Raw genomic sequence first — 9,780 nt, 5'->3', positions numbered from 1 at the left:
ACCAGAACTTGCTGCGCTCCGACATGCTCGTGCTCCCTGAGAAACGGAAGCCGAAGCATGCGGGCTCACACGGAGCTACGTAAGAATGGGGTTCGTGGAGCGCTTACGTTCCGTCGAACCAGATGTAGTCGGGCTTTACGTTCTGGCCCAGCACGAACTCGCCCTTCTTGCTGTCGTAGATTACGTGCCCGTGATCGTCCTTGAGTTGGCAGGGCTGGCCTTCGGGAGTCAGCCTGCCTGCCGCAGACCAGTCCCAGTTCATCTTGGTCGGCACGCCGCCGCGGGCGAATTCGGGAATGTGGCAGGTCTGGCACGCCAGCGTGCGGGTGTGATCGTTCAGGCGTCCGGCCTGAACGAAGCCGTCCTTGTGTGGACGGTCGCCATGGCAGGCTTGGCAGCTGGCCGGATTGCGCTCGGTCTTTTGCCCGCGGATCAGCGCCCCGTGAGGGTCCGCCCCGGTCATGCTGATCCGGCTGCCGGCCACCTTGTGCCGATCCGCCTCGTGGCAGCTGGCGCAACTGAAGTCCAGCCCATCCTGCGCCATATGCACGTCGAGTTCCTTCGCTGCCTTGTTCAGCGAGGAATCGAGATCGCCATGTTTGACGCCGTCCCCGCCACCGCCGTAGTAGTGGCAGGCTCCACAGGTCTGGCGCGAAGTCGCGCCGACCTGCTGCGCCACCTTGGCGAGATCGACCGCCTCGACGAATTTGCCCGATTTCGCCGGATATTCGATGCGCTCATAGGGCGGGTGGCCGGCAAACCCCGCCAGCTTCCGGTAGTCGCCGGTGTTGTGGCAGGCCAGGCAATCGACCGCATCCTCGGCGGTGAAGTCGAACGTCTCGTCCTTCCAGCCGTAGCCGATGTGACAGGACTGGCAAAAAGGCTCGTTCGAGCGGTTGCCGATGCAAAAGCCGTTGAGCATGGTCTTCTTGCCCAATTTCTGGCCGGTATCGGCATTGACGTACTCCCAGCTCCAGTGCCGGGTCGCAATCACCTGCCGGGCCGCTTCGGTATGACAGACGAGGCAGGCGCGGGTCACTTCCGCACCGCTCTTGAACGGCCCCTTGAGTCCGTCGAATTTAGCGTGATCCGCCGTGCCGGTAACCGTCGCGCCAGCCAGGGCGCTCGCTACCATCAGCAACATGGCGCCGAAAGTACAGCGCAACCAGGATGATCGCCTGCCCATGGTTTCCCCCCATCAGCCGATGCTTCCCTGCCATGGTAAGGCCCGTCCGAGCATTACTTTTTGATAATTGTCTAATTTGATTCGAATCAAGGAGCGTCACTCCGTGCACGCAGTGCAAGCAGCCCGCGCATCGCCGCCTCCATCGGGGGCCGCCCCTACCAAGGTGCGTCGGAACACGGCACCAACACCTCCAGAGGCGTAAACGCGAGGCCGTGAGCCTCGGCCACCGGGCGGCTGGTGATGCGGCCTTCGAGGATATTGACCCCCCTGGCCAGGGCCGGATCTTCGCACACCGCGCGCAGCCAGCCCTTGTCGGCGATCGCCAGTCCATAGCGCAGGGTCGCGTTCATCAGCGCCTGGGTCGACGTTCGCGGCAACGCTCCCGGCATGTTCGTGACCCCGTAGTGCAGGATTTCATCGACCAGGTAGGTCGGATCGGCATGCGTCGTCGGCCTGATCGTCTCGATGCAGCCTCCCTGATCGACGGCGACATCGAGAATCACCGCGCGCCGCTTCATCAGGGCGAGCATGTCGCGCGTGATCAGCACTGGCGTCCGCGCCCCGGCCTGCAGCACTGCGCCGATCACCAGGTCGGCCTCGGCCACCATCCGCTCGACATCGTGCCGGGTCGAGTACACAGTACGGACCGCGCTGCCCCAGGCGAACTCGATTTGCCGCAGACGTTCGATATCCACATCCATGAGGGTGACGCTCGCCCCCATTCCCTTCGCCACATAGGCAGCGTTGATGCCGACAGTCCCCGCTCCGAGGATGAGCACGTTCGCCGGCAGGACGCCAGCGACCCCTCCCATCAGCACGCCGCGCCCTCCGCTCGGGCGCTGCAACAAGGATGCGCCCACCTGTGCCGCCATCCGCCCGGCGACTTCGGACATCGGCGCCAGCAGCGGCAAGCGCCCGGCCGCCAGCTCCACGGTTTCGTAGCCGATGCAGACCGCCCCCGACTTCAGCAGGCCTTCGGTCTGCGCCCGGTCGGGCGCGAGGTGCAGGTAGGCGAACAGGATCTGGCCGGGTCGCAGCATCGCCAGTTCGGGCGCCTGCGGCTCCTTGACCTTGACGATCATGTCCGCTGCGCCGAACACTTCCGCAGCCGCATCGACCAGCTGCGCCCCTGCCATCGCGTAGTCGGCATCGCCATAGGAGGAGCCATCTCCCGCCTGGCGCTCGATCAGCACCGTGTGACCATGGGCGACAAACTCGGCAACCCCGGCCGGCGTCATCCCGACACGGAACTCGTTGTTCTTGATTTCCCTTGGAACCCCGATGATCACAGCCTGCTCCTGTGTGGCGATTCATGCACGTAGCATCATGCGGGCACCCGCCTCTTCTTGCACACAGTATAGGACACCCGGCCTGCGACCGATCCGCCGGCACTGCGGTATCCTGCCGCACGGCAACCGCAAGCCAGTCGCTACGGCGAGCCACCGTTCGCACCGACCACGCCAGGCTCATGCGCACCAGACCCGGTGCTAGAATGCCCCCCCACTCGGGGGAAAGCCCCATTCAGGTCCGAACTCAGCACACATGCAGAACCTCAAGTATTTCAGCTGGTCGATCGGCTTCACCGCACTGAGCCTCGTCGGTGGGTATCTGCTCGGCGGCCCCCCGGCAGCGTTCATCATCGCCGTGCTGGCAGTGCTGGAGACTTCGCTCTCGTTCGACAACGCGGTGGTCAACGCCACGGTGCTGCGAGACATGGACGAGAAATGGCGGAAGCGTTTCCTCCTGTGGGGCATCCTGATCGCGGTATTCGGCATGCGCATCGTGTTCCCGCTGGCCATCGTCGGCATCGTCGCCAGCCTCGGACCGCTGGAGGTGGTCCACCTCGCGCTATTCAACCCCGACGAATACGCCCGCCTGCTGACTTCGGCACACCACGAAATCGCGGCCTTCGGCGGCGCCTTCCTGCTGATGGTGTTCCTCAAGTTCTTCATCGACACCAACAAGGATACGCACTGGCTGGCGCCGATCGAGGCTCCGTTGACCCACCTCGGTCGCCTCGAGGCGGCACAAATCCTGCTGACACTCCTGGTCATCCTGGCAAGTTCGGCTTGGCTGGACACTCCGGATCAGCGGGTCGAGTTCATCATCGCAGGCATCTGGGGCCTGGTCATCTACATTGCCGCCGACGGGCTCGGAGCGATCATGGGCGGCGAACCGGGAGAAGGCGGCAAAGTCGCCGCAAAAACCGGTTTCGCCGGGTTCATGTACCTCGAACTGCTCGACGCATCGTTCAGCTTCGACGGCGTCATCGGTGCCTTCGCCCTGACCACCAGCCTGCCGATCATCGCCACCGGTCTCGGCGTCGGCGCCATGTTCGTCCGCTCATTCACCCTGATGCTGGTCTATCGCGGCACGCTGGACGCCTATCGCTACCTCGAGCACGGTGCATTCTGGGCGATCGGAGCGCTGGCGACGATCATGTTCATCGGCGTCCACGTGCATATTCCCGAAACCGTTACCGGCCTTATCGGCGCAGTGCTGATCGGCGCTGCCTTCTGGAGTTCCCTGCGCAGCCCTGCGCCACGATGAGCCGGCGATACTCCCCTCTGTGGCGTGCTCTGAGGATGTGACCGGGCGGATAGGGTTCTGAAGCGGTGCGTGGTTCCCGCACCCGACATCTTGTTGCTGATTCGGAGCGAAGCGCATGTGACCGCCGCAACAAGGGATGAACGGTTTCATCGACACGCATCGCGAGCGCTTCGGGGTCGAGCCGATCTGCAGGGTGCTGCAGGTCGCCCCGTCGGCCTATCGGCGCGCCGTGGCTCGCCGGCGCGATCCGGCCTTGCGCTGTGCGCGGGCCCGTCGTGACGAGGTGCTGGCGTGCCACATCGAGCGGGTCTGGCAGGCGAATCTGCAGGTGTATGGCACACGCAAAGTGTGGCGGCAGCTGCAGCGCGAAGGCATCGAGGTCGCCCGCTGCACGGTCGAGCGGTTGATGCGGGTCCAAGGGCTGCGGGGCGCGATGCGTGGCAAGGCGGTACGGACCACCCGGCCCGATCCGGCTGCGCCTTGTCCGCTCGATCGCGTCAATCGACAGTTCGCCGCACAGCGCCCGAATCAGCTTTGGGTCTCCGATTTCACGTATGTCTCGACCTGGCAAGGATTCGTATACGTGGCCTTCGTCATCGACGTCTTCGCCCGCTACATCGTGGGCTGGCGGCTCAGGCTCTATCGCCCCTTGTTTTTAGTAACTCCAGCACTGCGTCCGCCGCTGCCTCCAGGTTCACCTGGCTGGTGTCGATGCGCAATTCAGGCGTTTCCGGTCGCTCGTAGGGCGAATCGATCCCGGTGAAATTCTTCAACTCGCCGCGCCGAGCCTTTTTGTACAAGCCCTTCACATCGCGCTGCTCGGCGATCTCGAGCGGGGCATCGACGAAGATTTCGATGAACTCGCCCTCGTCAACCAGACTGCGCGCCATGTCGCGCTCGGCCCGGAACGGCGAGATGAACGCGGTCAGCACGATCAGGCCGGCATCGACCATCAGCTTGCCCACCTCGGCAACGCGGCGAATATTTTCCACGCGGTCGGCGTCGGTGAAACCCAGGTCCTTGTTCAGCCCGTGACGCACGTTGTCGCCATCGAGCAGATAGGTGTGGTGGCCGAGCGCGTGTAGCCTCTTCTCGACAAGGTTAGCGATCGAGGACTTGCCCGAGCCGGACAGGCCAGTGAACCACAGCATGCAGCTCTTCTGATGCTTCAGGGCTGCGCGCGCCACCTTGTTCACATCTACATGCTGCATGTGGATGTTGTGCGCCCGCCGCAGCGCAAAGTTGATCAGGCCCGCGCCAACGGTGTTGTTGGTGAGGCGATCGATGAGGATGAAGCCGCCCGTGTCGCGATTGCTGCGATAAGCGTCGAAGGCGATTGCACGATCCATGCCCAGGTTGCATTCGGCGATACCGTTCAGTTCCAGCGTGCGCGCCGCAACGTGCTCCAGGGTATTGATGTTGATCTGGTGCTTGATGCTCGTGACGGTCGCCGTCACTGCGCGGGTGCCGATCTTCAACAGATATGGGCGGCCGGGCAGCAGGGGCTCGTCATGCATCCAGATCAGGGTTACCTCGAACTGATCGGCCACCTCTGCCGGCGCGTCGGCGGTCGAAATCAGATCACCCCGCGAGATGTCGATTTCGTCCTCCAGCGTCAGGGTGATCGACTGCCCTGCGATGGCACGCGACAGGTCGCCGTCCTGGGTCACGATGCGCGCCACGCGGCTCTCTTTGCCGGACGGCTGCACGCGAATTCGGTCTCCGACCGCGACGGCACCGCCTGTGATCGTGCCTGCAAAGCCCCTGAAATCAAGGTTCGGCCGGTTCACCCACTGCACTGGCAGCCGAAACGGTGCGCGTTGCATACGCGCGTCGTCCACCTCCACCGTCTCCAGGTAGCCCATCAGCGTAGTGCCGTGGTACCAGGGCATGGCGTCGCTTCGCGAGGTAATGTTGTCACCCTTGAAGGCCGACATCGGAATAAAGGTCACGTCCTCGACGCCAATGCGCGCCGCAAACTCGCGATACTCGTCGACGATCCGCCGGAAAATCTTCTCCGAATAATCCACCAGGTCCATCTTGTTGATCGCCACCGCGATGTGGCGGATTCCAAGCAGACTCACCAAATAACTATGGCGCCGGGTTTGGGTGAGGATGCCCTTGCGCGCATCGACCATCAGGATCGCTGCATCTGCCGTCGACGCGCCGGTGACCATGTTTCGGGTGTACTGCTCGTGGCCCGGCGTATCGGCAACGATGAATTTACGCTTATCCGTCGAGAAGAAGCGATAGGCCACATCGATCGTAATGCCTTGCTCGCGCTCTGCCGCCAGCCCGTCGACCAGCAGGGCAAAGTCGATCGCCTCGCCCTGGGTACCGTACTTCTTGGAGTCGGCCTCGACGGCGGCGAGCTGGTCCTCGAACAGCATCTTCGATTCGTACAACAGCCGCCCGATCAGCGTGCTCTTACCATCATCCACGCTGCCGCAGGTGATGAAGCGCAGCAGGTTCTTGTGCTGGTGCTGCTTGAGGTACTGCTCGATATCGGTGGCGATGAGGTCGGAAACGTGTGCCATGTCAGAAGTACCCCTCTTGCTTTTTCTTTTCCATCGAAGCGGCTGAATCGTGGTCGATGACGCGCCCCTGGCGCTCGGAGGTTCGCGTCAGCAACATCTCCTGAATAATGGCTGGCAGCGTATCGGCCTCGGATTCGATTGCACCGGTCAGCGGGTAGCAGCCCAGGGTACGGAAGCGCACATTCTTCATCATCGGCACCTCGCCCGGGCGCAACGGCATGCGTTCGTCGTCCACCATGATCAGCGTACCGTCGCGCTCCACTACCGGGCGCATCGCCGCGTAGTACAGCGGCACGATGGGGATGTTTTCCAGGTAGATGTACTGCCAAATGTCCAGCTCGGTCCAGTTCGACAACGGAAACACCCGCATCGACTCGCCCTTGTGTTTTCTGGCGTTGTACAGCTTCCACAGCTCCGGTCGCTGGCTCTTCGGGTCCCAGCGGTGCTGCGCGCTGCGGAAGGAAAACACACGCTCCTTGGCGCGGGACTTTTCTTCGTCCCTGCGCGCGCCGCCAAAGGCCGCATCGAAGCCGTACTTATCCAGCGCCTGCCTCAGTCCCTCGGTTTTCATGATGTCGGTGTGGATCGCTGAACCGTGGGTGAAGGGGTTGATGTCCTTCTCCACTCCTTCCGGGTTGATGTGCACAAGCAAATCCATACCCGTTTCCTGCGCCATACGGTCGCGGAAGCGGTACATCTCCTGAAACTTCCAACGTGTGTCTACGTGAAGCAACGGAAACGGCGGGACCGCCGGATAGAAGGCCTTCATCGCCAGGTGCAACATCACCGCGCTGTCCTTGCCGATCGAATACAGCATCACCGGGTTGTCGGCCTCGGCCACCACCTCGCGCAGAATGTGAATGCTCTCTGCTTCCAGTCGCTGTAGGTGGGTCAATGTATTCGCGTCGTGTGTCATCTTCGGCTCATCCACAAAAGATCGGGAAATCGGGCGCGCCAGCGGGACGTTACGCGCAGGCAGCAAGGTATGCGTCGCAGCCGCTTGCATCGCCACCAAGCGCAACCCAGCAGGCAAACTGGTGGTGTCGATCCGCTCGAGTGCGAAGCCCCCGAGGCGGACAACCGTGTCCGCTGCGCGCGGGGGCGCAGCACCAAAGTGCTTCACCAGCGCCAGAAGTGCATTGCCAAGCGTTTGTGACAGGCTCACGAAGGCCAGGCGCTGGCGGGCATCGCGCGCCACCAGGAAGCGGTGGCGCCGCTGCGTACCATCTGCGGTGACGCACGTGAGCTCGTGCGGCACCGCACAGAACATCGCCGCAACCTTGGCGCCGCCTGTGTAGCGCCAGTCCGTTCGTGCAATACCCCATTCGCTCAAATACTGCCCCATGGTCCGCACGCCCATGTCGACGCCGAAATGTTTTAGTGCTTCCTCAGCGACCGCATCATCGGTCCACACGCCGGCACCTGGATCGTCAAGGTGCTGCAGCAGGGTGCACGCCTGCTCGTGCGACAACAATCGTCCGCTACCGGCTGTTCGGCCGCGCTTGCCCACTGCCACGGCACTCCATCCACCCCGCTCAAAAGCGCGCATTGCCGCAATCACCGTGGGCACAGTCAGCTGCGCTGCGTCCGCCGCTGCCTGCAGCGTCATGCCCGACAAGCGCAGGCGCACAGCCCGTTGGCGCCGCTTATTGAGCACATCAGCGGTCAGGCTGCGGGTGTCGGCAGGCGGGTGAGGCATGTATGGGTTAAAACCTTTAAGCGTTGAGGCGGGCGATTATAAAACTCAAGGCTACAATACGTGTGTTTATCTCATCCCCCCACCTGCCAATGACCGATCTTCTCCGCTCGCCCCACGACACACTTCAAGCCATCGCCGGCATTGCCCGTCATGCCGGCGACGCCATTCTCGAAGTCTACGCGTCCGACTTCGAGGTCCGCGGCAAGGACGACGCATCCCCCGTCACTGCTGCCGACGAGCGCGCGGAAGCCATCATCCTCGCCGGCCTGCGTGCGCTGTCCCCCGACGTTCCCGTCATCGCTGAAGAAGAGGTCGCCGCTGGGCGCGTACCCGAAGTCGACCGCGTGTTCTGGCTGGTCGACCCGCTCGATGGCACCAAGGAATTCATCAACCGCAACGGTGAATTCACGGTCAACATCGCCCTCGTCGTCGATGGTCAACCGGGCCTTGGTGTCGTCTTCGCCCCCGCACTCGACCGTATGTTTCTCGGCGCGCAGGGTTCAGGCGCCTTTGTCGAAGAGCAAGGGCATCGCCGTCCCATCGCCTGCCGCACCGTCCCTGCCGAAGGCCTGGTCGTGGTCGCGAGCCGCTCGCATGGTGACGCGGCCGCCCTCGAAAGCTTTCTTGCGGGCCGGCAGGTTGCCGAAACACGCAGCGCAGGCTCGTCCCTCAAACTGTGCCTGGTCGCCAGCGGAGAGGCGGACGTCTACCCGCGACTCGGTCGCACCATGGAATGGGATATCGCTGCCGGTCACGCGGTCCTGCTTGCGGCTGGAGGGCGCATCGAAGTCGTTGCCGACGGCACGCCGCTACGCTACGGCAAACCCGGCTTCGACAACCCGCACTTCGCCGCATGGGGTGCAGGTGCGCAGCATAACGGCCACCGGCAAGACTGACCCCTTGCGCCGAAACCCCCCGCTCGCCCTGAGCAGCCCGCGCAGCGGGCGTTTCGAAGGGCATTTCGATGCCACAACTGCGGTTTCAAGGATCATTCGGCGCCCAGGCTCTGCACCTCGAACCCCACCACGCTGCGGCTGTCGCGGCTGAACTCGACGCCGATCAGATGGATGGGCTCGCCGCGGGCGCGGTACTTGTCGGCATAGGCCCGATCCCGCAGTTGTTGCAGCGCCTTGCCTTCGGGCACCAGCTCCACCACCTTGAACTCGAACAGATACACATTGCCGTTGAACAGCACCGCCATGTCGATGCGGCCCTTGTGGGTCACATCCTCCAGCCGGATGTCCAGCCCCAGCGCGGCGAAGTGGCTGTAGAACACGCTGGCGTAATAGCCTTCGTACCGGGCGATCGGGTTGTTGCGATACCAGTCGTGCGGAATGCTGGCAAAAAAGGCGGTGAAGAGCTGCTGCAGGCCGGCAAAGTCGTTGGCCATCAGCCGGCGATACAGCTGGCCTGTGTGCTGGCCAGACTGCAGCGTGTCGCCCGCCGCCAAGCCCGCGAGCACCGCGCCGTTGAGACTGGCCTGAACCTCCACGTTCGGATACTTCAAGGTGTATTCGATCCGCCCGCCCATCCGCATCATGCTGTCGATGGTCAGGTAGCCGGTCTGGAACATCAGCGCCTCGACCGGCATGCAATCGATGTCGAAGCTCGACAGCAAAGTCTCCATGGCCACGATCCGGCTCAGGTCAGGGGTAAAGACCTGCCTCGCCAGCAACTGCTCGACCAGAAAGGTCGGCGTGCCGGTCTCGAACCAGTACGGACGAAACTCGCGCTTGTCGAACAGCAGCAACAGATCGAACGGGTTGTACACCGCCGTTCCGGTCCAGTTGTAGCCGTTGTACCAGGTG

At 63.2% G+C, this 9,780-nt stretch carries 7 protein-coding genes, 1 pseudogene and 1 other annotated feature; of the genes and pseudogenes, 3 read left to right on the top strand and 5 right to left on the bottom strand.

What is annotated here, in order from left to right:
* Nucleotides 1-103: 103 nt before the first annotated feature.
* On the bottom strand, nt 104-1,144 hold the full coding sequence (locus MXC99_RS01045; protein WP_247723777.1) for a tetrathionate reductase family octaheme c-type cytochrome: 1,041 nt from the start codon (nt 1,142-1,144) through the stop codon (nt 104-106).
* A gap of 197 nt (nt 1,145-1,341) precedes the next feature.
* A complete protein-coding gene (gene ald, locus MXC99_RS01040; protein WP_247723776.1) occupies nt 1,342-2,475 on the bottom strand; it encodes an alanine dehydrogenase in 1,134 nt (377 codons plus the stop codon).
* A gap of 253 nt (nt 2,476-2,728) precedes the next feature.
* Here ald and MXC99_RS01035 point away from each other — a divergent pair, with 253 nt between their 5' ends.
* On the top strand, nt 2,729-3,736 hold the full coding sequence (locus MXC99_RS01035) for a DUF475 domain-containing protein (RefSeq protein WP_247723775.1): 1,008 nt from the start codon (nt 2,729-2,731) through the stop codon (nt 3,734-3,736).
* Between the two features lie 84 nt (nt 3,737-3,820).
* Nucleotides 3,821-3,947 (top strand) — a sequence feature (AL1L pseudoknot).
* A pseudogene (locus MXC99_RS01030) lies at nt 3,858-4,371 on the top strand (IS3 family transposase); the annotation flags it as partial. It overlaps the preceding feature by 90 nt.
* On the opposite strand, the gene cysN reads toward MXC99_RS01030, so the two are convergent.
* Both cysN and cysD read right to left on the bottom strand, forming a co-directional pair.
* Nucleotides 4,369-6,273 (bottom strand): sulfate adenylyltransferase subunit CysN, encoded by a 1,905-nt coding sequence (cysN, locus tag MXC99_RS01025; RefSeq protein WP_247723774.1) that lies wholly within the window; start codon nt 6,271-6,273, stop codon nt 4,369-4,371. The pseudogene MXC99_RS01030 and the gene cysN sit on opposite strands and share 3 nt — an antisense overlap.
* Before the next feature lies 1 nt (nt 6,274).
* The gene (gene cysD, locus MXC99_RS01020; protein ID WP_247723778.1) at nt 6,275-7,189 is read right to left on the bottom strand and encodes a sulfate adenylyltransferase subunit CysD; all 915 of its coding nucleotides are present in this window, start codon (nt 7,187-7,189) and stop codon (nt 6,275-6,277) included.
* 872 nt (nt 7,190-8,061) lie between these two features.
* Here cysD and cysQ point away from each other — a divergent pair.
* Entirely contained in the window at nt 8,062-8,868 is an 807-nt protein-coding gene (gene cysQ, locus MXC99_RS01015) for a 3'(2'),5'-bisphosphate nucleotidase CysQ (protein WP_247723773.1), read from the top strand.
* 92 nt (nt 8,869-8,960) lie between these two features.
* Here the strand turns inward: cysQ and MXC99_RS01010 are convergent.
* On the bottom strand, nt 8,961-9,780 hold an 820-nt coding region (locus MXC99_RS01010), incomplete at its 5' end, for a PD-(D/E)XK nuclease domain-containing protein (RefSeq protein ID WP_247723772.1).

Source organism: Thauera aromatica, assembly GCF_023093595.1.
In the GTDB taxonomy this organism is placed as follows: domain Bacteria; phylum Pseudomonadota; class Gammaproteobacteria; order Burkholderiales; family Rhodocyclaceae; genus Thauera; species Thauera aromatica_A.
The sequence above is the reverse complement of the archived record's forward strand: the minus strand, read 5'-3'. Positions and strand labels throughout refer to the sequence as shown.

Coding starts and splice junctions, on each gene's coding strand:
- MXC99_RS01045 (WP_247723777.1), bottom strand. CDS start 1,144: ATGTTGCTGATGGTAGCGAGCGCCCTGGCTGGCGCGACGGTTACCGGC.
- MXC99_RS01035 (WP_247723775.1), top strand. CDS start 2,729: ATGCAGAACCTCAAGTATTTCAGCTGGTCGATCGGCTTCACCGCACTG.
- cysN (WP_247723774.1), bottom strand. CDS start 6,273: ATGGCACACGTTTCCGACCTCATCGCCACCGATATCGAGCAGTACCTC.
- cysD (WP_247723778.1), bottom strand. CDS start 7,189: ATGACACACGACGCGAATACATTGACCCACCTACAGCGACTGGAAGCA.
- cysQ (WP_247723773.1), top strand. CDS start 8,062: ATGACCGATCTTCTCCGCTCGCCCCACGACACACTTCAAGCCATCGCC.